The organism is Nonomuraea sp. NPDC050394, from assembly GCF_044459065.1.
Taxonomy (GTDB): Bacteria; Actinomycetota; Actinomycetes; order Streptosporangiales; family Streptosporangiaceae; genus Nonomuraea.
On the sequence record NZ_JBITIO010000004.1, the window covers coordinates 553,637 to 574,699 of the forward strand.

20 protein-coding genes are annotated in these 21,063 nt (G+C 70.8%); 14 read left to right on the plus strand and 6 right to left on the minus strand.

Annotated elements, in window-relative coordinates; translation table 11 throughout:
- The first annotated feature begins 3 nt into the window (after window positions 1-3).
- Both ACIBKY_RS20070 and ACIBKY_RS20075 read left to right on the plus strand, forming a co-directional pair.
- Window positions 4-1,563, plus strand: a complete 1,560-nt coding sequence (locus ACIBKY_RS20070; protein ID WP_397098140.1) for an AMP-binding protein — start codon at window positions 4-6, stop codon at window positions 1,561-1,563.
- A 255-nt stretch (window positions 1,564-1,818) separates the two neighbouring features.
- On the plus strand, window positions 1,819-3,117 hold the full coding sequence (locus tag ACIBKY_RS20075) for an FAD-dependent oxidoreductase (RefSeq protein ID WP_397098141.1): 1,299 nt from the start codon (window positions 1,819-1,821) through the stop codon (window positions 3,115-3,117).
- Here the strand turns inward: ACIBKY_RS20075 and ACIBKY_RS20080 are convergent.
- Window positions 3,071-3,952, minus strand: a complete 882-nt coding sequence (locus ACIBKY_RS20080; protein WP_397098142.1) for a type II CAAX prenyl endopeptidase Rce1 family protein — start codon at window positions 3,950-3,952, stop codon at window positions 3,071-3,073. The genes ACIBKY_RS20075 and ACIBKY_RS20080 overlap by 47 nt on opposite strands.
- A gap of 11 nt (window positions 3,953-3,963) precedes the next feature.
- Complete coding sequence (locus tag ACIBKY_RS20085; protein WP_397098143.1) at window positions 3,964-4,893, minus strand: caspase domain-containing protein; 930 nt, start codon at window positions 4,891-4,893, stop codon at window positions 3,964-3,966.
- A 62-nt stretch (window positions 4,894-4,955) separates the two neighbouring features.
- Between ACIBKY_RS20085 and ACIBKY_RS20090 the strand changes: the two genes are divergently transcribed.
- Both ACIBKY_RS20090 and ACIBKY_RS20095 read left to right on the plus strand, forming a co-directional pair.
- Window positions 4,956-6,122, plus strand: a complete 1,167-nt coding sequence (locus ACIBKY_RS20090; RefSeq protein WP_397098144.1) for a DUF6986 family protein — start codon at window positions 4,956-4,958, stop codon at window positions 6,120-6,122.
- A gap of 106 nt (window positions 6,123-6,228) precedes the next feature.
- Entirely contained in the window at window positions 6,229-6,909 is a 681-nt protein-coding gene (locus ACIBKY_RS20095) for a copper homeostasis protein CutC (protein WP_397098145.1), read from the plus strand.
- A 360-nt stretch (window positions 6,910-7,269) separates the two neighbouring features.
- Here ACIBKY_RS20095 and ACIBKY_RS20100 read toward each other — a convergent pair whose 3' ends face one another.
- Both ACIBKY_RS20100 and ACIBKY_RS20105 read right to left on the minus strand, forming a co-directional pair.
- Window positions 7,270-7,872 carry a GNAT family N-acetyltransferase gene (locus ACIBKY_RS20100; protein WP_397098146.1) on the minus strand — a complete coding sequence of 201 codons (603 nt, stop codon included), beginning with the start codon at window positions 7,870-7,872 and terminating at the stop codon, window positions 7,270-7,272.
- 184 nt (window positions 7,873-8,056) lie between these two features.
- Window positions 8,057-8,806, minus strand: coding sequence for a GntR family transcriptional regulator (locus tag ACIBKY_RS20105; protein ID WP_397098147.1), 750 nt, complete (start codon window positions 8,804-8,806; stop codon window positions 8,057-8,059).
- A gap of 1,126 nt (window positions 8,807-9,932) precedes the next feature.
- On the opposite strand from ACIBKY_RS20105, the gene ACIBKY_RS20110 reads away from it, so the two are divergent.
- Entirely contained in the window at window positions 9,933-11,384 is a 1,452-nt protein-coding gene (locus tag ACIBKY_RS20110; RefSeq protein ID WP_397098148.1) for an OmpA family protein, read from the plus strand.
- Here ACIBKY_RS20110 and ACIBKY_RS20115 read toward each other — a convergent pair.
- Together ACIBKY_RS20115 and ACIBKY_RS20120 are read right to left on the minus strand one after the other, a co-directional pair.
- On the minus strand, window positions 11,374-11,787 hold the full coding sequence (locus tag ACIBKY_RS20115) for a Zn-ribbon domain-containing OB-fold protein (RefSeq protein WP_397098149.1): 414 nt from the start codon (window positions 11,785-11,787) through the stop codon (window positions 11,374-11,376). The genes ACIBKY_RS20110 and ACIBKY_RS20115 overlap by 11 nt on opposite strands.
- Entirely contained in the window at window positions 11,788-12,927 is a 1,140-nt protein-coding gene (locus tag ACIBKY_RS20120; protein WP_397098150.1) for a thiolase C-terminal domain-containing protein, read from the minus strand. It lies immediately after the preceding gene.
- A 202-nt stretch (window positions 12,928-13,129) separates the two neighbouring features.
- Here ACIBKY_RS20120 and ACIBKY_RS20125 point away from each other — a divergent pair, with 202 nt between their 5' ends.
- The 9 genes from ACIBKY_RS20125 to ACIBKY_RS20165 are packed head-to-tail and all read left to right on the plus strand — an operon-like array spanning window position 13,130 to window position 21,027.
- The gene (locus ACIBKY_RS20125) at window positions 13,130-13,636 is read left to right on the plus strand and encodes a flavin reductase family protein (RefSeq protein WP_397098424.1); all 507 of its coding nucleotides are present in this window, start codon (window positions 13,130-13,132) and stop codon (window positions 13,634-13,636) included.
- Complete coding sequence (locus ACIBKY_RS20130) at window positions 13,623-14,729, plus strand: acyl-CoA dehydrogenase family protein (RefSeq protein ID WP_397098151.1); 1,107 nt, start codon at window positions 13,623-13,625, stop codon at window positions 14,727-14,729. Before ACIBKY_RS20125 ends, ACIBKY_RS20130 begins: the two co-directional genes overlap by 14 nt.
- Complete coding sequence (locus ACIBKY_RS20135) at window positions 14,726-15,505, plus strand: SDR family oxidoreductase (RefSeq protein WP_379618043.1); 780 nt, start codon at window positions 14,726-14,728, stop codon at window positions 15,503-15,505. The genes ACIBKY_RS20130 and ACIBKY_RS20135 overlap by 4 nt, the downstream gene beginning before the upstream one ends.
- 33 nt (window positions 15,506-15,538) lie before the next feature.
- Entirely contained in the window at window positions 15,539-15,874 is a 336-nt protein-coding gene (locus ACIBKY_RS20140; protein WP_397098152.1) for a PadR family transcriptional regulator, read from the plus strand.
- A complete protein-coding gene (locus ACIBKY_RS20145) occupies window positions 15,871-16,866 on the plus strand; it encodes a hypothetical protein (RefSeq protein WP_397098153.1) in 996 nt (331 codons plus the stop codon). Before ACIBKY_RS20140 ends, ACIBKY_RS20145 begins: the two co-directional genes overlap by 4 nt.
- Window positions 16,867-16,899: 33 nt before the next feature.
- Window positions 16,900-18,201 (plus strand): DUF2252 domain-containing protein, encoded by a 1,302-nt coding sequence (locus tag ACIBKY_RS20150; RefSeq protein ID WP_397098154.1) that lies wholly within the window; start codon window positions 16,900-16,902, stop codon window positions 18,199-18,201.
- Window positions 18,198-19,133 (plus strand): alpha/beta hydrolase, encoded by a 936-nt coding sequence (locus ACIBKY_RS20155; RefSeq protein WP_397098155.1) that lies wholly within the window; start codon window positions 18,198-18,200, stop codon window positions 19,131-19,133. Before ACIBKY_RS20150 ends, ACIBKY_RS20155 begins: the two co-directional genes overlap by 4 nt.
- Entirely contained in the window at window positions 19,130-19,843 is a 714-nt protein-coding gene (locus tag ACIBKY_RS20160) for an esterase family protein (protein WP_397098156.1), read from the plus strand. Before ACIBKY_RS20155 ends, ACIBKY_RS20160 begins: the two co-directional genes overlap by 4 nt.
- Window positions 19,840-21,027, plus strand: a complete 1,188-nt coding sequence (locus ACIBKY_RS20165; protein WP_397098157.1) for a hypothetical protein — start codon at window positions 19,840-19,842, stop codon at window positions 21,025-21,027. The genes ACIBKY_RS20160 and ACIBKY_RS20165 overlap by 4 nt, the downstream gene beginning before the upstream one ends.
- The last annotated feature ends 36 nt before the right edge of the window (window positions 21,028-21,063 follow it).

The following is a 21,063-nucleotide window of genomic DNA, read 5'->3' on the forward strand; positions in this document are numbered from 1 at the left end:
GCGATGGAGAGTGTGCCCGGCTGGGGGACGCTCCCCCGCATGCTGCGCGCGCAGGCCTCGGCGTATCCGGACACCCTCGTGGTGGAGGGGCAGGTCCGCCTCACCCTGCGCGAGCTGCGCGAACAGGCCGCCGCGGTGGCGCGCGGGCTGATGGCGCTGGGCGTCGGACCCGGCGACCGCGTGGCGGTGTGGGGGATCAACGACGCGGCGTGGGTGACGCACGCCTTCGGCGTCTGGGACGCGGGCGCGGTGATCGTGCCGCTCTCCTCCCGGTACAAGGGGTTCGAGGCGGCGGAGATCATCGCGAAGACGGGCGCGGAGGTGCTGGTCACCGGTCCCGGCGCGGGCGGCGCCGTACTGGCCGACCTGCTGCCGCCACTGCCGGTCCTGCGCCACGTGATCGTCCCCGACGGGGTACGGCGGGCCGCCACGCTGACCACCTCCGAGCTCGTGGAGACCGGCGAGGGCGACGTCGAGGCCAGGGCGCTGGCGGTGAAGCCGGACGACCTGTGCGAGATCATGTCCACCTCCGGCACCACCGGCACCCCCAAGGGCGTCATGCTCGACCACGCCCAGGTGCTGCGCGGCTATTGGGACTGGGCCGAGATCGTCACCCTGGGCCCGGACGACCGCTATCCGGTGATCGCGCCGTTCAACCACGGCTTCGGGCTCAACGCCGGGCTGATCGCCTGCGTCCTGCGCCGGGCGACGATGATGCCGGTCGGGGTGTTCACCCCCGATGGCCTGATGGCGCTGGTGGAGTCCGGGAAGGTGAGCATCCTGGCGGGTCCGCCCACGTTGTTCGCCCGGCTGCTGGACGAGCTCGACCGGCGCGACTGGGACGTCTCGTCGCTGCGGGTGGCGATCTGCGGGGCGGCATCGGTCCCGGCGCCGCTGATCACGCGCCTGGTCGAGCGGGTGGGCCTGGAACGCGTGATCAACGCCTATGGGCTCATGGAGGGCACGGTCGTGTCCATGACGCGGGCCGGCGACCCGATCGAGGTGATCGCGACGACCACCGGACGGGCGGTGCCGGGGATCGAGGTGAAGATCGTCGACCTGGCGGGCAAGGAGGTGCCGCCCGGGGAGCGGGGCGAGGTCCTGCAGCGCGGGTACGGGGTGATGCGCGGCTACTGGGGCGAGCCCGGCAGGACCGCGGAGGCGATCGACGCCGGCGGATGGCTGCGCACGGGCGACGTCGGCGTGCTGGACGCGGCGGGCAACCTCAGCATCGTGGACAGGAAGAAGGAGCTGTTCATCGTCAACGGCTTCAACGTCTCGCCCGCCGAGGTCGAGGCGCTGCTGCTGCGGGAGGGGTCGCTGGCTCAGGCCGCGGTGGTCGGGGTGCCGGACGACGACTCCGGCGAGGCGGGGTGGGCGTTCGTGGTGCCGCGTTCCGGTGTGCGGGTGGACGGCGAGGCGCTGCGCGCGTGGGCGCGGGAGAACATGTCCAACTTCAAGGTGCCGAAGCGGGTGATCGTGGTGGAGGAACTGCCCGCCAACCCGAACGGCAAGACCGACAAGATCGCCCTGCGCCGGATGGCCGCGGGGGATATTTCCTGACCTGCGGCTTTGGCCGCGCTTGCTGGTCATTCGCGGATTAGGGTGGAAGCGCACCGCCTGCCTCAGGGCGGTGCGCGGATCCGTCGCAGCCGCTACGTTGACACCGAGGCCGCGCTCGGGATCATGCCCGAACTCTGCCGGAATTGCGGGTGTTCGCGAAAGATGGGTTCGTACGCACGAGCGACCGGGGATACCTCGTTGAGGTTGGCCGGTCGCACCTACTAGGACGTGTCCCCCGCTCCTGAGGAGGCAGGCGTGTCGTTGCGCGTGGCGGTAGTCGGGTCGGGCCCGGCGGGCATCTACACGGCGGAGGCGCTGGTCAAGCAGTCGGCCGAACCAGTCGAGGTCGACGTGCTGGAGCGGCTGCCCACGCCGTACGGGCTGGTCCGCTACGGGGTCGCCCCCGACCACACCTCGATCAAGTCCATCGCCAACTACCTGCGCAAAGTGCTCGAACTCCCCCAGGTGCGCTTCCTCGGCGGCGTCACCCTCGGCGAGCACCTGTCCGTCGAGGATCTCCTGGCGAGCTACGACGCCGTCGTCTACGCCACCGGCGCCATGGTCGACCGGCGCATGGGCATCCCCGGCGAGGACCTGCCCGGCAGCGTGGCCGCCACCGACTTCGTCAACTGGTACTGCGGCCACCCCGACGTCGACCCCGGCCGCTTCGTGCTCGACAGCCCCGAGATCGCCGTGATCGGCGTCGGCAACGTGGCCGTCGACGTGGTGCGCGTCCTGGCCAAGACGGCAGAGGAACTGGCCGCCACCGACGTCCCCCACGACGTGCTCGAACGCCTGGCCGACAGCCAGGTCAAAGCCATCCACATGATCGGCAGGCGCGGTCCCGAACACGCCAAGTTCACGCTCAAGGAGCTGCGTGAGCTGGGCGAGCTGGCCAACGCCGACGTGTGCGTACGCCCCGACGAGGCCGTCGTGCTGGGCGCCGACTTCCCGCGCCAGATCCGCGGCAACATCGACGTGCTGCAGTCATGGGCCGCCCGCGCCCCCGTCGGCCGCCCGCGCCGCCTGGACGTGCGGTTCTGGCTGCGCCCGGTGGAGATCCTCGGCACCGAGCGGGTCGAGGGACTCAAGCTGGAGCGCACCCGCCTGGAGGACGGCCGCGTCGTCGGCACCGGCGTGTACGAGACGCTGCCGGTCGGCATGGTGCTGCGCTCGGTCGGCTACCAGAGTGTGCCGCTGCCCGGCGTGCCGTTCGACACGGGCTCGATGACGGTCCCGAACGAGGCCGGGCGGGTGCGCGGGCGCGAGTACGTGGCGGGCTGGCTCAAGCGCGGCCCCACCGGGGTGATCGGCACCAACAAGTCCGACGCCGCAGAGACCGTCCGCACGCTGCTGTCCGACCTCGCCGGCCACGACAGGGTACGGCCCGCCTCCGTCGATGACCTGCTGCGCTCGCGCGGCGTCGAGCCGGTCACCTACGAGCGCTGGCTGCGCATCGAGGCCGCCGAGGAGGCGCTGGCCAGGACACTGGGCCGGGGCGAGCGGGTCAAACTGGTCGGGCTGGACGCGATGCGCGACGCAGTCCAAGGCTGAGCACCGCGATCCCGAGGGCGAGCACGAGCGTGGTCGCCACGCCGCCCTCGGGCCCGAACACGCCGCCGGTGACCACGTCGGGGCCGTTCTCCCTGAGGTCGACGATCGCCATCATGCCGGTGCCGGTGCCGCTGACCTCGAAGCCGAAGACGTTGCCCTGGGCCCAGTTCCACGCCGCGTGCCACAGGCACACGCCCCAGAGCGCGCCCTCCCACAGCGCGTACAGGCCGAGGAGCACGCCGACGAGCACCAGGTTGACCAGGCTGAGCGCGTTGATGCCGGGGTTGAGCAGATGGAGGGCGGCGAAGAGCATCGAGGACAGGCCGACGCCGGCCACGGCCCCGTAGCGCGCGCCGACCACCGGCAGCAGGAAGCCGCGGGTGACGATCTCCTCGGTGGAGCCCTGCACGACCCAGCCGGCGAACACCAGGATCGCCGGGCCGATCGCCGCCAGGCCCTGCGGCACGTTCTCCGTCAGCGTGAAGCCCGGCACGACGAGGATCGCGGTGACCAGGCCGAAGGACAGGACCCCGGTCAGCAGGCCGCGGGCCGAGCGCCGGGCGGCGTGCTCGCGGGTGAACCCGAGCGTGCGGAAGCCGCGTGCCTCGAACAGGCCGATCCACAGCCAGATCAGCAGCGCGACCGGCGCGAACCCGGTCACCAGGTTCACCAGCATGCGCAGGGCCGGGTCGGCGGGCAGGCCGGTGAACGTCAGGATGATCGCCCCGATGAGCCCGCCCAGCAGGATCGCGGCCACGGCGACGACGAGGGCGAGAATCGGATGGGTGCGCCGCCTGCCCGAGGTGGCCAGGGCGAAGAGCGGATTGTCCGTCACGGTCAGGAACCTTACTTCCTGGAACGCCGCCGGCGGGCGACGTACGCGACAACGGCCACCACGGCTCCGGCGCCGACGACCACGAGCCCGATGACGAAGATCAGGGCGAGGACGTCCAGTGCGTCGGCGGGCAGGCCCGGCCGCCAGATGCGCCAGGCGAACCAGCCCGAGGCCAGCATCGCCAGGAGCGACAGGCCGGCGATCACGAGGCCCCAGTAGACGATGCGCACGGCCCAGTCGCCCACGGTGCGCTTCGGCCGCTCGGCCACCGGGGCGGGCTCATGGGCGGGCCGGGGAGCGCGATCCGCGTGGGCGAGGAGCAGGCCGGGCTCGCGGATCCCGGTGACGGCGGCGGGGAGCCCGGCCAGGTCGGCCGCGGTGACCGGGCGGCCGCCGCGCAGGGTCTCGGCCAGGGCGGGGGTCAGCTTGGAGTGGACGCCCCTGCCGCGGATCATGCCCCGGTCGAGGACGTACTCGACGCGGTCGGTGGCGCTGAGGAAGACCTGGGCGGGCGCGGACAGGCCGGACAGGTCGATCGGGGAGCGCCCGGCGCCGCTGAAGCAGCAGTCGAGGACGAGCACGACGTGCCCGGCGGCGGTCCCGGCCAGCGCCCGCTCGACGGCGGCGACCGGCACCGAGGTCGCGGCCTGGTCCTCGCGGCCGGTCGTGGAGGTGGTCAGCAGCAGGCCGCCGGGAGTGGCGACGGCGTGGCAGGCCACGTAGAGCAGGAGCACGTCGTCGGGTTCCCGGTCGGCCAGGAAGGTGGTGACCTCGGCCAGGATCTCGCCCGGAGTGCCGTTGATCAGTTTCCGCAGGGCGAAGCTCGCGAGCAGTGCGTCGCCGAGCGCTTCGGTATCGCTCGCGGGCGTCCGTAATTGGGCCATCCCCGGGTCGGTCTGGGTGATGGTCACGATCATCAGCGCCTCACGGGCTGCCGGCATGGGCCCTCCCAAGCTGTGAGATGCTCGGCGAGCTTGCCAGCGCCGCGTTTCCGGAGGAGAACATGCGTGTCACCGTTGGGCATCGGCCGATCACCGGGTTCGCGGAGGAGTACCGGCTGCAGCAGAGCCGCTACCCGATGACCCCGGCCGGCTGGCAGCCGGTGCACACGGTCTACGTTCCGGCCGACCGTTTCTCGGCCGAGACGGTGGCGACGTGGGGCGGGCAGGCGCTGGAGCTGGCCGAGGCCCACCTGCCGGGCCCTGGCGAGCTGGCCCAGGTGTTCGGGGTGAGCGAGGACCTGGCTCCCGGCGTGCACCGGCGGCTGCTGGCGAAGCTGGCCGCCGAGCCCGTCGAGGACCTGCGCATCGACTTCGAGGACGGCTACGGCGTGCGTCCCGACGACGAGGACGGCCACGCCGAGCAGGCCGCCGCCGCGGTGGCGGCGATGCACGAGGAGGGACGGCTGCCGCGCCGGTGGGGCCTGCGGGTCAAGTCGTTCGCCGACGCCGACCCGGAACGTTCGGTCCGCACGCTTGACGGCTTCCTGACCGAGGTCGTGGCCCGGATCGGCGCCCTTCCGCCGGGTTTCGCGCTGACGTTTCCCAAAGTCCTGATGGAGAACTACCTCGGCCAGTTCACCGCCTTCCTGGAGGATCTGGAGAAGGGGCTCGGGCTCGGCCCGCTGCGCTTCGAGATCCAGGTGGAGGCGCCGCAGACGCTGCCGTTCCTGCGCGCCGGCCTGGCCGGGGGCAGGCTGGCCGCGGCGCACTTCGGCGTCTTCGACTACACCGCCGCGATCGGGCTGCCGCCGCACGAGCAGCGCCTGGACCACCCGGCCTGCGACCACGCCAGGCACGTGATGCAGACGGCGTTCGCCGGCACCGGGGTCGAACTGTCGGACGGCTCGCTGGCCGCCGCCCCGGCGTCGTCCGCGACGGCCGACGTGCACGCGTTGTGGCGCCGGCACGCCGGGCTGGTACGCCACTCGCTGGCCCACGGCTTCTACCAGGGCTGGGACATGCACCCGTCGCACCTGGTGAGCAGGTTCGCCACCGTCTACGCCTTCCACCTGGCCACCTACGAGTCCTACACGGCCCGGGTGGCGGCCTGGGAACAGCAGCGGCAGGTGGCGGGCGTCCTGGACGAACCGGCCACCGTCAAAACTCTTGTGACGGCACTTTCGCGGGCCCGGTCCGCGCTGGGGGAGTTCACCGGAAACCCCGCCTGAACCGGCGTTGTAGGGCAACCTTGACTGGAGGGTTGTCCGCGGGCTGTCTGGATTGTCAGGGAATCGGGTGCAGTGGACGGGTAGCGCACCATATAGCCTCAGCTCCATGACCGGATCCCTCCTTGAGGTGATCGCGCTCGATGTGCGCGACGCCGTGGCCGCCGAACGTGGTGGTGCCGACCGCCTTGAGGTCGTCGCCGACATGGCCGCCGACGGACTCACCCCAGCGCCGGAGACGGTCGCCGCCATCGCCGCCGAGTGCGCGCTCCCCCAGATGGTGATGCTGCGCGGCGAGGCCGGGTTCACGGCCGACGCCGAAGCGCTCGACCGGCTCAGGAACGACGCCAAGGCGCTGGCCCAGGCCGGGGCCGCCGGATTCGTGTTCGGGTTCCTCGACGCCGACGGCGCCGTCGACCTGGCCGCCACCGAAGCCATGATCCACGCGGTGTCGCCGCTGCCGTGGACCTTCCACCGCGCGGTCGACTACGCCGCCGACACCTCCGCGAGCTGGCGCGCCGTGCGGCTGCTGCCGAACCTGGCCACCGTGCTCACCTCCGGCTCGCCGTCCGGGGTGGGCGACGGGCTGCCGGTGCTCAAGGCCCGTTGCGAGGCGGGCGACGCGGGGCTCGTCCTCGCGGGGGGCGGCCTGAAGCCACCGCACGTGCGGGCCCTGCTCGACTACGGCATCCGCGCCTTCCACGTGGGCAGCGCCGTCCGCACGTCCTGGACCGAGCCGGTCGATCCCTCTCTCGTCGCCCGCTGGCGCTCCCTGCTCGACCGCGACTAGGTCCCGCCGAGGTCCCAGCGCCCCGGGTCCCGAAGGTCCGCCGGTGACACAACCCGGCCGGATCCCGCCGGTGGCCCCCGACCCGGCCAGATCCCGCCGGTGGCCCCTGAAAGCCGGGCTTGGACCCCGGGGTTCCCCCTGGGCGCCGTCGGGTGGCCCAGGGGGCGCTCGTCGCGGCGGGATGTGCGTGAGCCTTCACGAGCGGCCGGGACAGAGGCCCGCCCGTTACGGCGAGGGGGGTGGGCGCGGCTTCGCCGTAACGGGGAGGCGCGAGAAAGCACGTACGAGCGCGGAGAGGCGCGAGAAGGCCGGTACGAGCGCCGGGGCCCCTACGAGCGCGAGCGGGTCGTCACGACGCCCCTAGGCACTGAGCAGGTGCGGCACCGTGAGGTCGCGGAAGGCCGTGGACAGCGCGGGGCGGGCCAGGCGCTGGAACAGGGCGCCGGACGCGCGGTGCGGCAGGTCGACGGTGCGCAGGTGGCGGAAGCCGCGCTTGCGGTAGTACTCCTGCAGGCCGGGGTTGGACTTGGCGCAGTCCAGGCGGAGCCAGGGCAGGCCGACGGCGTGCGCGGTGGCGCCGGCCCAGTCCAGGAGGGCGTCGCCGAGGCCGCTGCCCGACCAGGGACGGGCGACCGCCAGTTTGTGGACGTACAGGGCGGCGCGGGGGCGGTCGGCCGGGGTCCAGAACTCGGGGTCGGCCTGGCCGTCGAGCGCGATGGTGGCGACGGGCGGCGCGGCCTCGTCGAAGTCGAGGAAGCGCAGTTCGTCGTCCACGAGGTAGAGGACGTGGGAGTCGATGAGGGGGGCGATGCGCTCGGGACCGAAGCCGCCTCGGGGCCACTGGCGGATCCCCCGGGAGTGGAGCCAGTCGGCGGTGTCGGCGAGCAGGGTGAGGACTCCGCCCAGGTCAGCGGGTACGGCTCGGCGCAGGGTGAGCGGGTGAAGGAGGGTGTTCGAGTGCATGGGTCTACCCTTCGTTGCGCTGGGTGTCCGGGAGAACACATCTCGTGTGCACTTCACGGCACGCGGCAGCTAAACGGATATGTCTGGATAAATTACGATTTAGGGGAGCATGCACCACTCCCCCGCCCAGCGAAGTCAGATCTCGCTGCGCGCGGCCGTTGGGATCACCCCCAACCGAGCTCGATCAGCGGCTGCCGAGCTCGTATCTGATCAAGTGCTTGTCGGCGGGAAGCACCGACACCGCGACACGGACCGGCGCGTCCTCCCGGTCGTAGCCGACTCGGACATACACGACGACCGGCGTCCCCAGCTCCAGCTGGAGCCGTTCGACCTCCGCCTGGTTGGGCATCCTGGCCCAGATGTCGTCGACCACGCGGATCTGCGCGTGCCCGAGTTCCTCGAGTACCCGGTTCGCGCCGCGTCCGATGTCGCCCGGCCTGGCGATCTCGGACTCGGCGACCAGGTCATGCGGGAAATAGGAATCGTTGGTGTTGTAGGGCTGGCCGTCGACGAAACGCAGGCGCCGCCGTACCACTGCCAGTTTTCCGTCGTCGAGCTCCAGCCTGCTGGCGATGTCCTCAGCCGGTTGGACCGTCAACACTTCGATGAGCTGGGAGGGCTGGCGGCCTTCCTGACTGACGGCGTACGCGAAGGCCTCCCGGGGAACTCCCGTGGGTTGCGGCTCCAGTTCGCGTTGCGGATGCATCAGCAGGGCGCGTCGTTCTCTGACGATCGTGCCGCGCCGGGGTGCGCGCGTGACGAGGCCTTCGTTGACCAGTTCCGCGACCGCGAGCCTGACCGTGTTCCGGCTGACGCCGTGGCGCGCGCGGAGCTCCTCCTCGGTCGGCAGCTGCGCCCCGGGGCCGTAGTCGCCGGAGTAGATGGCTCTGCGAAGCTCCGAAGCCACCTGCTGATACAGCGACGGTCTTGCCACTTTCACCCCTTTTGTTCCAACAATTTAGACGATCTGGTTCTAGCAGGCCACAACCCCTTGACCGAACGGCCTTGACAGCCGCATCATCCATTCGTTGGTACAAATCCATCGAAAGGCCGGTGAGGGGGTGAGGGCCGGTGTTGCCGGTCCGCGCGGGTGCGCCGTTTGCGAAGCAAGCGAGCTTGCGAAGCTACCCGCCCTGGCACGATCCCCGTGAGGCAACACGTTTACTGCGTTACGCGTTGCATCGCCAGGGGTTCACCCACACCTACCAGAGCAACGGGAACGGTATGTCCGTGCTGTCCGTGCTAACCGAGTTGACCGTGTGGTGCAGAGACGATTTCTTTGTCTGGCATGAGGAGGGCGTCGAAGTCAGCCACCCCATCGACGACCCGGTTGGCGCAGCACAACGGATCGCCGACCGCCGTCGGCGACCACAGTCCTCTCCCTCGGAGCGTTCCCTGGCGGAACACTCCCCCACCGACTCCGCACGCGAACAATCGGCCTAGGACTCCATCCCTCGCCGGAGTCCTGGCGCCGCCCGCGTCGGAGAAAGGAAACGCACCCTGGCGGGTCCCCCACGCCCGCCAGGGTGCGTTCTCCTGTCGGCGATCTTTCCTCATGCGAGCCTTCCCGCCCGTGCGGAGCTTCCCCTTCGCGCGGGCCTTCTCGTCCGTCCGCGCCTTCCCCTCCGTCCAGGTCTTCTCCTCCGTCCAGGCCTTCCCGTCCGCCCAGGCCCCTCTCACGGCCATGATCCGTTACGGCAAGCCGCCCCACCCCCACCCGCCGACCGTGGCCGGGCCCCGTCCAGGGGCACGGTCGTCCGGTGTGCGGGGCCGGCCGCCGTTACGCCCGCGCGGTAGACCGGGACCTGATATACCGGGGCCCACGAGACCCGGCTTGACAGGCGGTTTCGGTTGGACGGTAAGTGGTTTGCAAGGACGGTCTACAAAGGTCTGGCGGCATGCGAGTCCCTCTTCGAGCATCCGGATTACTGGCTGTGGCCGCACTGGTCTGCGGGTGCGGGTCCACACCTGAGCCCGTTCGGCGGGCGGATCCGGCACCGCCCTCGCCCAGTGTCGCCACCGCGTCACCCGGTCCCCGTGCTTCTTCCTCACCCGGGTATGTGACCGAGGGGAAGGTGGGGTTCTACTCGGCGGAGCCGTTCAAGATCGATATCAAGGGTGTGGAGCGGACGCCCACGCTCACGGTGCTGCGCATGGAGATCATGACCACCGCCGGCCGGAACACCAAGGGTGACTTCGGGTACGGGAGTGTGCCCAGCGACTTCGCGCGGTTCCGGTTGTTCGATCCGGTGGGCAGGAAGGTGTACTTCACGCTGCGGGCCAGGAACGGTGACAAGGCGTTCGGGACGCGGCACACCATGGAGGGCAACGGGTTTCCCGAGGACTTCGTGCCCGGAGTCCGGTATCCGGTCGAGGTGTACTTCCCCTTGTTGCCGGCCGGGGTCGGGGCCGTCTCCGTCGTGCCTGATCTGCCGATGGGGCCGATGACCGGGATTCCCGTCGCCGATGCCGCGCGGGAGCCCGTTGCCCGCGCGCGCGGGGCTTCCGGCAGGCCCAAGGCGGGTGAGGTGTTCCAGTGGCCGGTCGTGCTGCCCGAAGGTGACATCTGGTCCGGCGTCTCCGACGTGCACGAGCTCATCGAGACGCCGAAGAGGACCACCTCGCAGGAAGGCGCCAAGGAGACCATCGGCCTGCGCACCGACGTGCTGTTCGCCTTCGACGAGGCCACGCTCGGCGCCAAGGCCGCGGCCGTGCTGGACGAGGTGGCCGAGGAGACCCGCAGGCGCGCCGACCCGGCCAAGCCGCCGGTCACGATCGTCGGCCACACCGACACCAAGGGCGAGGAGGCGTACAACCATACGTTGTCGGTCCGGCGGGCCGAGGCGGTCAAGGAGTATCTGGCGGCCAAGCTCGGCGGCGGCTACCGGTACGTGACCGAGGGCAAGGGCGAGAGCACCCCGATCGCCAAGAACGACAAGCGCGGCGGCGGCGACAACCCCGAGGGCCGGGCGCGCAACCGGCGCGTGGAGATCTCCTACACGATCAAGCAGCAGGCACCGGACGTGACCACCACCACGGGGCCCTCGGCCGGAGAGGTACGCGGCCCGACCGGCCCGAACGCGCCGTTCCGCCCGGATCCGGGCGCGCCGGTGGCCGACTTCACCTGGGGGTTCGCCAACAAGGACGATCAGCTCAAGGTGGAGGTGCTGCCGCTCTACCGCGACGGGGCCTATCTGGTGGCGTCCTTCGACATCTCGGCCGTGCGGACCAACGTGGTGTTCGTGCCGGCTCCGGCGCCGTTCTCCGGGTGGGAGCACGAGTTCTCCGCCGCGGCCGACTTCGGCGCGTTCACGCTGGAGGACCCGGCCACCAAGGCGCGCTACCACCCGCTGAAGATGTACACCGAGTTCGTCGAGAACCACGTTCCCGCGCTGCAGACCGGCGAGAAGAGCCGCGCCTACGTGTACTACCCGGCCCCGCCGGACGACCGCACGTCCCTCACGCTCCGGGTGGCCAATGGCCCGTCCCCCCGCGTTCCCATCACTCCTTGATCGTCCGCCAGCCGACCAGGGTGAGGGTGTCGTCCACGACCGTGAACACCGCGCTCACCCGCGATCCGCCCTCGGGTTCGCCGGATCCTTCCCACGAGCCGTGCACCACGGCGTCCGGCACCTCGTCCAGGCGGACCATGACCACGATCTCGCCCTGACCGAAGGGCCGGTGGCTGACCACCCAGCTCTCCACCGTCCCGACCGGCCGGACCGCCACCCAGTGCCGTCCCTCGCCCCGGCACCGGGCGCAGAAGGCCCGCGCGGGAAAGCGCCGCAACCCGCACCCGTCGCACTCCTGGACGGCGAACTCCCCCGTGGCCACCCGCTCCCACCACTCCCGCGAGTCACGGTCGGGCGTGGGCCTGAAACGCGCGGCCGGCTTCGAGGGGCTTTCCGCGGGCATTCAGGGGCTCCTCAGGATCAGGGCGGAGGTGGCGGGCAGGATGTAGCCGGGCTGGGAGGTCGACAGCGCCACCCGGGCCCCGGCCACCTGCCGGTCTCCGGCGTCGCCGCGCAGCTGGGAGACGGCCTCGGCGATGTGGTTGATCCCGTGGACGTAGCCCTCCGACAGGAAGCCGCCGTGCGTGTTCACCGGCGGGCCCTCGCCGGAGGCCGCGAAGGGGCCACCCTCGCCCTTGGCGCAGAAGCCGTAGTCCTCCAGCTGGACCAGCACCGAATAGGTGAAGCAGTCGTAGAGCTGGGCGACGTCGATGTCGGCCGGGGTGAGGCCGGCCTGGCCGTACAGGCGGGGGGCGAGGGTCGCGGCGGCGCTGACGGTGGGATCCGCGCCGGACAGGAACGACTGACCGCCGCCCCAGGCGGCGGCGGAGATCAGCGCGGGGGTACGGCGCAGCGACCGCGCCCGCTCCGCGGTGGTGATGACCAGCGCGCACGCCCCGTCGGTCTCCAGGCAGCAGTCCAGCAGCCGGAACGGCTCGGCGATCCAGCGGCCGGCGAGGTAGTCGTCGAGGGTGATGGGCGTGCGCATGAGGGCGCGCGGGTTCTTGGCGGCGTGCGCGCGCTGGCGGACGGCGATCCGCCCGAGGTGTTCCTCGGTGGTGCCGTAGCGCAGCATGTGGGCGCGGGCGGCGAGGGCGAAGTGCTGGACGGGGGCGGTCAGACCGTAGGGGGCCTGGTACTGGACCTCCGGGCCGGGGTTGGCGGCCTGGCCCATGCGGAACTCGGAGCGGGCGTTGATGGCCCGGTAGAAGACGACGGTGTCGGCCAGACCGGCGGCCACGGCGAGCGCGGCCTGGCCGGCGACGGCGTGGGAGACGCTGCCGCCGCCGAACTGGTCCAGGTACCAGGACGGGTCGTCGAGCCCCAGGGCCGGGCCGACGAGCGAGGGCGGGACCGAGTCGCCGACGCGGTGGGTGGCCAGGCCGTCGACGTCGGACGGATCCAGGCCGGCGTCCGCCAGCGCGGCCATGATCGCGCGGCAGGCGAGGGTGAGGGTGCTGACCTGGGAGTCCTTGGTGAAGGGCGTGTAGCCGACGCCGACGACGGCGGTACGGTCCGTGAGGTTGAGCAAGCGCTTGGCCACAATGCCGAAGCTAGGCTCGCCGCCCGCCGCGTGTCAACGGGATCGGAAAAGGCTCTGCCCATCCAAGCAAGCGCTTGGTAAGCTAGGCTCAGCATCCACGACGAGGAGGCCACGGATGAGCACACACGCAGCCCGGCTGATCAGGCCGGACGGGTGCGACGCCCACTCGTCGTACAAGCGCGGGATTCACAACGGAGCCGCCATGCCGAACGGCCACAACGGGCAGCACGACAGCCGGCGCTTCCGGAACGTGCTCGGCAGGTTCGCCACCGGCGTCGTGGCCATCACGGCGCTCGACCCCGAGAGCGGCGAGCCGTGCGGCCTGGCCGCCAATTCCTTCACCTCCGTCTCCCTCGATCCGCCGCTGGTCGCCTTCTGCGTGGCGCACACCAGTACGAGCTGGCCGAAGGTGCGCGGGGGCAAGGTGATCACCGTGAACGTCCTGGCCGAGCACCAGCAGCAGGTCTGCGCCCAGCTGGCCAACAAGGGCGGCGACAAGTTCGCCGGGCTGGAGTGGACCGGCTCCCCCTCCGGCAACCCGGTCATCGAGGGCGCACTGGCCTGGATCGACTGCGTGGTCGAGGCCGAGCACCTCGCCGGCGACCACATGATCGTGGTGGCCCGGGTACTGCAGCTGGACACCCACGCCGAGGGCGGGCCCCTGGTGTTCTTCCGCGGAGGCTACGGGAGGTTCAGTGAGCCTTCGTGAGCAGGCGCGGGCCTGGCTGGAGGAGCAGCTGTCCACGACGTTCGCGCACGTGCGCGGCCTCGGCGGGCCCGGTCGCGAGCACGAGGGCCACGAGGAGCGCCACGCCTGGGAACGGCACCTGGGCAAGGCGGGCTGGACCTGCCTGAGCTGGCCCACACGGTACGGCGGGCGCGCGGCCACACTCGCCGACCAGATCGCCTTCTACGAGGAGTACGCCAGAGCCGGCGCCCCCGCCCGCGTGGGCCACATCGGCGAGGGCCTGATCGGGCCGACGATCCTGGAGTTCGGCACCGAGGAGCAGAAGGCCCGCTTCCTGCCGGGGATCCAGTCGGGCGAGGAACTGTGGTGCCAGGGGTACTCGGAGCCGGAGGCGGGTTCGGATCTGGCCAACGTCCAGACGAAAGCGGAAATGTCGGGTGATGAGTGGGTCGTCACCGGGCAGAAGGTGTGGACCTCCCTGGCGCACGTGGCCGACTGGTGCTTCGTGCTGTGCCGTACGGAGAAGGCGGAGAAGAAGCATCACGGGCTGTCCTACCTGCTCGTGCCCATGGACCAGCCGGGCGTCGAGGTCCGGCCGATCGTCCAGCTCACCGGCACCTCCGAGTTCAACGAGGTCTTCTTCGACGGCGCCCGCACGCACCGCGACCACGTCCTGGGCGCGCCCGGCGACGGCTGGCGGGTGGCGATGGCCACGCTCGGCCACGAACGCGGCGCCTCCACGCTCGGCCAGCAGATCGGCTTCCGCCGCGACCTCGACCGGGTCATCGAGGCCGCGAAGCGCGGCGGCGCGGCCGGCGACCCGGTGATCCGCGACCGGCTCGTGCGGTCGTGGCTGGAACTGGAGGTCATGCGGCTCAACGCGCTGCGCGACCCCCAATTGCCCATCACCAAGCTCTACTGGTCGGAGTGGCACCAGCGGCTCGGCGAGCTGGCCCAGGAGGTCCAGGGCCGGGCCGGGCTGGTCGCCGAGGGCGGGGAGCTGAACGACCTCCAGCGCCTCTACCTGTTCAGCCGCGCCGACACGATCTATGCCGGATCCAGCGAAATCCAGCGCAACCTCATCGCCGAGCGCACCCTGGGACTACCACGATGACGACGCCCCCTCCCTACCCCAGCGCGCACGGCCTGCTCGACGGCAAGGTCACGCTCGTGACCGCCGCCGCCGGGGCCGGGATCGGCTATGCCACCGCGCGCCGCTGCGCCGAGGAGGGCGCCACGATCGTCATCTCCGACCGGCACGAGCGCCGCCTGTCGGAGGCGGCCGAGGCGCTGACCGGGCTGACCGGGGTGAAGCCGCTGGCCGTACCGTGTGACGTCACCTCGCAGGCGCAGGTGATGGCGCTGTTCGACGCGGTGGTCGAGGCGCACGGACGCCTCGACGTGGTGGTCAACAACGCCGGACTCGGCGGTACGGCGAGCCTGGCGGAGATGACCGACGAGGAGTGGCACGCGGTGATCGACGTGACGCTCAACGGCACCATGCGCTGCACCCGCGCGGCGCTCCAGCACATGATCCCGCAGGGCCGCGGCGTGATCGTCAACAACGCGTCCGTGATCGGCTGGCGGGCCCAGGCCGGTCAGGCCCACTACGCGGCGGCCAAGGCCGGGGTCATGGCGTTGACCAGGTGCGCGGCCCTCGAAGCCGCCACGGACGGCGTCCGGATCAACGCGGTCGCGCCGTCGCTGGCCATGCATCCGTTCCTGGCCAAGGTCACCAGCGACGAACTGCTCGCCGAGCTCACGGCCAAGGAGGCGTTCGGCCGCTCGGCCCAGCCGTGGGAGGTGGCCAACGTGATCGTCTTCCTGGCCAGCGACTACTCCACGTACATGACCGGCGAGGTCGTCTCGGTCTCCAGCCAGCACCCCTGATGCATATCCTGCCTCTCAGGATATAGTGGGTGCATGAATATCACGGAGCCCATGTTCCTGGCGCTGACCGCGCTGGTGGACGAGCCCCGGCACGGCTACGGCATCGTGCAGGAGGTCTCGGGCCTGTCCGGCGGCCGGATCCAGCTGAAGATCGGCACGCTCTACGGCGTGCTCGACCGGCTGGCCGCCGAGGAACTGGTCGAGCTGGACCGTGAGGAGGTCCTGCGGGGACGGCTGCGCCGCTACTACCGTCTGACCGACAAGGGAGCCGAGGCCCTCCGGCAGGAGGCCGACCGGGTCACCCGGACCGCCGCCCTGGCCACCTCCAGGCTGCGGGCCAGGAACACCGCACTCGGGGGGACGGCGTGAGCCTGCTGGAGTTCCACTACCGCAACGTCCTGCGGATGCTGCCGGCCTCCTACCGCGCCGAGCGCGAGGAGGAGATGGTCGCGGCCTACCTGGAGTACGCGGGCGACGTCCCCGACGAGGCCAACCCCAAGCCGCGGTGGGACGAAGTCCTCAGCGTCGTGGGGCTGGCGCTCAGGGTCCGCCTGGCGGGGGCGTCCGGGCCGCCGGTCTACTTCGCCTGGGGGGAGACCGTGCGCATGGTCGCGCTGTTCGGGCTGGGCCTGCAGGCGATGTTGTCGGCTCCCGCGCTGCCGCTTCTGCCGGCGATGAGCGAGAACGAGCAGTTCTTCGGCGCGGCCGGGTCGGCCGACCGGCTGTTCAACATCGGCGAGGTCCTGCTCGGCAACCTGTGGCTGGTCGCCTTCGTCGCCCTGGCGCGGGGGGCCGTACGCACCGCCAAGACGGCGGCCGTGCTGGCCTTCGGCTGGTCGTTCCTGGTGCCCGTCGTGAGCGGCTGGCGCGCGATGGAGACGTTCGGCGTGGGCTTCGTCGTGCTGTCGGCGGTGCCGGTCCTGGCCCTGCTGTTCGGCTATCACCGCGACGTGCCACCGCCGCGCCGGTCCTGGTGGGTGGCCCTGCTGCCGCCCGCGGCCGCGGCCGCGGCCCTGTATGCGGTCAACCACTATGCGACGGGCCGCGTGACCGTCGGCGACACGACGACGCTGGAGATCCTCGCGACCTGGACCGGCCCGCCCGGCATCATCGTGGCCGCGGCCGCGGCCGCGCTGACCTTGGGGACGGGCGGGCCCACGCTGCTGGCGCTGGCCTTCTACACGATCGTGTCACTGCTCGACAGGCTGCCCGACCTCTACCACTACCACGGCGGCGTCGAGGAGATCTGGCAGGTGGCGGCGCTGCAGTGCTGGGTGCTGGGCGGGCTGACGCTCATCCTGGCGGTGGTGGGAGTGTGGAGGCTGCCGATTCATAGGAGACTCCAGGAAAGATCGGTCTAGGCGACCGGGCCGCGCGGACTTACCTTCCCATGTATGGGCACCACGGGCCGCGCGGCCCACATCCTCGACGTCCTGATCACCGAATTCGGCGATTCCATCAAGCGCGACCCGCACGCCTTTTCCCGAAAATTCAGGAAAATGGCGGCTTCGCCGTTCGCGTTCTACCGGGGCAGCGCCAGCGTGTTCTATGCGGACATGACCGCCGAGTACGCCGACGACGCCTACCTCGACGAGCTCACCGGCCGGGTCTGGATCCACGGTGACCTGCACGCCGAGAACTTCGGCACCTACATGAACGCCTCCGGCTCGCTCGTCTTCAACGTCAACGACTTCGACGAGGCCTACGTCGGCCCGTACACCTGGGACCTGAAGCGCTTCGCCGCCAGCGTGGCGCTCATCGGGTACGGCAAGGCGCTGTCGGACGAGGCGATCTCCACGCTGGTGACCGAGTTCGGCACCGCGTACCTGGCCGAGCTGGGCGGCATCGCGCACGGCGGGGACGACGCGATCGGCTCCCTGACGCTCGACACCACCAGCGGCGTGCTGCATCGCGTGCTCCAGACGGCCCGTCTGAGCACCCGCGTGGCCATGCTCGACGTGGAGACGGTGATCGACGACTACGACCGGCGCTTCGCCCTCATGGAGGGCCGCACGGCGGTCTCGCCGCAGGACAGGGAGCGGGTGGTGGCGGCCTTCCAGGACTACCTGCACACGCTGCCCGGCGGCGCGAACCCGGTCGAGCACCACATCAAGGACGTCGCGCTGCGCAAGGGCGTGGGCATCGGCTCGGCCGGGCTGCCCTCCTACAACCTGCTGCTCGAAGGCCGCTCGCAGGCGCTGGAGAACGACGTCATCCTGTACATGAAGCAGGCCCAGGTGCCCGCGGTGGCCAGGCACATCACCGACGAGCGGGTCGCCTCCTACTTCCTGCACCAGGGCCACCGCACCGCCGAGTCGCAGCGCGCGCTGCAGGCCTACGCCGACCCCTGGCTCGGCTACACCAGCCTCGACGGCGTCGGCCAGCTCGTCGCGGAGGTCTCTCCCTACTCCGCCGACCTCGACTGGGACGACGTGAACGAGCCGGAGGAACTGCGCTCGATCATGCGCGACCTGGGCCGGGCGGTGGCGCGTATGCATTCGGTGGCCGATGACGAGAGCAGCCACGACCTGGTGGACTTTTCGACGGAAGAGTCGATTGTGGCCGTAGTCGACAACGATTCTTCAGGATTTGTTGCGATGTTGGTGAATTTTGCACACCAATACGGGGCACAAGCCCGCAAGGACCATCAAACGTTTGTCGACCTCTTCAGGAACGGCCGCATCCCCGGACTATGATCCGCTTCTCCCTTCCCGATCCTGCCCACCGGCTGGCCGGTGTCCGCCTGTGGCAGGAACTCGGGCTGCCCTCGGTCGACTTCATGTACGGCGCCGCCGGCTGGACCCTGGCCATTCCCCGCCCGCCCGTGCACCGGATGGAGTACCTCCTGGAGCTGCGCCACCGCGCCGGCGGCGTGGAGACCATCCTCGACCCGAGCAACCCCTTACGCGTGCGCGGCGTCTTCGGGCCGAAGAGCGTGCTGGAGTTCCCCGAGTACTCCCCGCCCGGCTGGCTCGCCTTCCCCGCCTCCTCCGGCGGCACCAGCGTGTGGGCGCCGGAGGGCGTCGGCGGCGACTTACCCCTGCTCGTGGTCCACGACGGGCCCGAATACGACGACCTGGCCGGTCTCACCCGCTACCTGGCCGCCGGGGTCGCCGGTGGCTGGCTGCCGCCGCTGCGCGCGATCCTGCTGCATCCCGGCGACCGCAACGCCGACTACTCGGCCAACCCGGACTACGCCGACTTCCTGGCGGCGCAGCCGTACCGGAGCGCGACCGTGCGCATCGGGATGGGAACCAGCCTCGGCGCGCTGGCCATGCTGCACGCCCAGTGGCGGCATCCCGACCTCTTCGACGCGCTGTTCCTGCAGTCGGGCAGCTTCTTCCAGCCGCGCTTCGACGCCCACGAGCGCCGCTTCCCCTACTACGAGCGGGTCACCCGCTTCGTCGAAGAGGTCCACAAGGGTACGGCGGTGCGGGCCGTACCCACGGCGATGACCTGCGGCGGCATCGAGGAGAACATCCACAACAACCGCGCGATGGCCGCCTCCCTGCGTACCCAGGGGTACGCGGTGACCCTCCGGGAAGTGCCCGACGTGCACAACTACACCGCCTGGCGCGACGCCTTCCATCCCCACCTGACGCGGCTGCTGCAGGACGTGTGCTCATGAGGCGCGAGCTGATCGACGGCGTCCTGGCCTACGGTCACTGGGGGCGGCCGATGCTGGTCTTCCCCTCCGAGCAGGGACGGCCCTCGGACTTCGAGGACAACGGCATGCTCGGCGCGATCTCCGACCTGGTCGAGGCCGGGCGGGTCAAGGTGTACTGCGTGCCGAGCAACGACCGCGAGTCCTGGTCGAACCGGTCGATCCCGCTGGAGGAACGCGCCCGGCGGCACGCGGGCTACGAGCAGTGGATCGTGGAGAAGGTCGTCAACGCCATCGACCAGGACTGCGCGGGCGCCGACGACATCATCACGTTCGGCTGCAGCCTCGGTGCCTACCACGCCGCGAACTTCGCGCTGAAACGGGCGGATCTGTTCCCGCTGGCGATCGGGCTGTCGGGCAACTACGACCCCTCCGCGTGGCACGGCTGGGGCGAGCGCGGCGCGGCCGCGTACTTCAACAACCCGCTCGACTACGTTCCGCACCTGCACGGCGACCACCTCGACTGGCTGCGCGGGCGGCTCAGCGTGCTGCTGGTGTGCGGGCAGGGCCAGTGGGAGGACACCACCGGCTCGCTGGAGAGCACGAAGCGGCTGGCCGCCGCACTGACCGGCGCCGGCATCCGGCACGAGCTCGACCTCTGGGGCCGCGACGTGCCGCACGACTGGCCGTCCTGGCGGGCGCAGCTCGCCCACCATCTGGGGAGGTTCGTGTGAAACACCTGGTCGGACTGCTGCTGGGGACCGAGGAGGACTGGCCGGCCGCCTTCGAGGAGATCATGCGCAGGGCCATGCCCGCCTACGAGGTGGAGCGGGTCACCATCGAGCCGTTCGACCTGCGCGACGAGCCGCGCTACGACGTCGTCATCGACCGGCTCGCCTACTGGTACTACCACCCGCGCGAGTGGCTCAAGAAGATCGCGATGATGGACGACGTCTACCTGCTCAACAGCCCGTTCACGTTCCAGTCGATGGAGAAGCACACCGCCTACTGCGCGATGATGCGCCTCGGGCTGAAGGTGCCTGACACGGTGCTGGTGCCGTACAAGAACCCGCTCGACAACGCGCGGTACGCCTACACCTCGGCGCGCTACAACAAGGCCTTCGACCTCGACGCGATCGCCGAGCGGATCGGCTACCCGCTGTTCATGAAGCCCTACGACGGCGGGGCCTGGCGCGGGGTCTCGCTCGTGCGCGACGCCGACGAACTGCACCGCGCCTATGACGAGAGCGGCGAGATGCTCATGCACCTGCAGAAGGCCGTCGAAGGGTACGACGCCTTCGCCCGCTCGCTGTCCATCGGCGCCGAGACCATGGTCATGCGCTTCCACCCGGAACAGCCGATGCACTCGCGGTACTCGGTGGACCACTCCTTCCTCTCACCCGAGGTCGGCGAGGAGGTGGTGACCATCGGGCGGCTGGTGAACGCGTTCTTCCGATGGGAGTTCAACTCCTGCGAGACCCTGATCAAGGGCACCGGCGTGCACCCGATCGACTACGCGAACGCCTGCCCCGACGTGGCGCTGACCAGCCTGCACTACTACTTTCCCTGGGCGATGAAGGCGCTGGTGAAGTGGACGGTGTTCTGCGCGGAGACCGGCCGCAAGCCGCGCATCGACCTCGACACCCGCGAGTACTTCGCCGTCGAGGGCACCTACGCCGAACGGCTGGCGGCCTACCGCGAGCTGGCCGACGCCTACTTCGAGACGGAGCGCTACCACGAGTTCTGCGCCGAGCGCCTGGCCCACCTGGACGAGGCGGTGCTCGACTGGGTGGCGGGACCGTCGTTCGACCGGCTGCTGATGAACGCGGTGACCGCCACCTATCCGGCGCACGAGCACGACCGGTTCATCGCGCACTTCCGCGGGCTGCTGGCGTTGTGGGTGAAGGACAACTCGTGATCTGGTGACCGACCGGTCGGTATGGCATGCTTCCGG

What these genes read in the sequence shown, in the direction of transcription:
- ACIBKY_RS20100 (WP_397098146.1), bottom strand. Translation starts at nt 7,872, where the DNA reads ATGCACTCGAACACCCTCCTTCACCCGCTCACCCTGCGCCGAGCCGTA.
- ACIBKY_RS20140 (WP_397098152.1), top strand. Translation starts at nt 15,539, where the DNA reads ATGAATATCACGGAGCCCATGTTCCTGGCGCTGACCGCGCTGGTGGAC.
- ACIBKY_RS20150 (WP_397098154.1), top strand. Translation starts at nt 16,900, where the DNA reads ATGGGCACCACGGGCCGCGCGGCCCACATCCTCGACGTCCTGATCACC.
- ACIBKY_RS20115 (WP_397098149.1), bottom strand. Translation starts at nt 11,787, where the DNA reads ATGCCCGCGGAAAGCCCCTCGAAGCCGGCCGCGCGTTTCAGGCCCACG.
- ACIBKY_RS20135 (WP_379618043.1), top strand. Translation starts at nt 14,726, where the DNA reads ATGACGACGCCCCCTCCCTACCCCAGCGCGCACGGCCTGCTCGACGGC.
- ACIBKY_RS20160 (WP_397098156.1), top strand. Translation starts at nt 19,130, where the DNA reads ATGAGGCGCGAGCTGATCGACGGCGTCCTGGCCTACGGTCACTGGGGG.
- ACIBKY_RS20125 (WP_397098424.1), top strand. Translation starts at nt 13,130, where the DNA reads ATGCCGAACGGCCACAACGGGCAGCACGACAGCCGGCGCTTCCGGAAC.
- ACIBKY_RS20085 (WP_397098143.1), bottom strand. Translation starts at nt 4,893, where the DNA reads ATGCCGGCAGCCCGTGAGGCGCTGATGATCGTGACCATCACCCAGACC.
- ACIBKY_RS20070 (WP_397098140.1), top strand. Translation starts at nt 4, where the DNA reads ATGGAGAGTGTGCCCGGCTGGGGGACGCTCCCCCGCATGCTGCGCGCG.
- ACIBKY_RS20155 (WP_397098155.1), top strand. Translation starts at nt 18,198, where the DNA reads ATGATCCGCTTCTCCCTTCCCGATCCTGCCCACCGGCTGGCCGGTGTC.
- ACIBKY_RS20095 (WP_397098145.1), top strand. Translation starts at nt 6,229, where the DNA reads ATGACCGGATCCCTCCTTGAGGTGATCGCGCTCGATGTGCGCGACGCC.
- ACIBKY_RS20090 (WP_397098144.1), top strand. Translation starts at nt 4,956, where the DNA reads ATGCGTGTCACCGTTGGGCATCGGCCGATCACCGGGTTCGCGGAGGAG.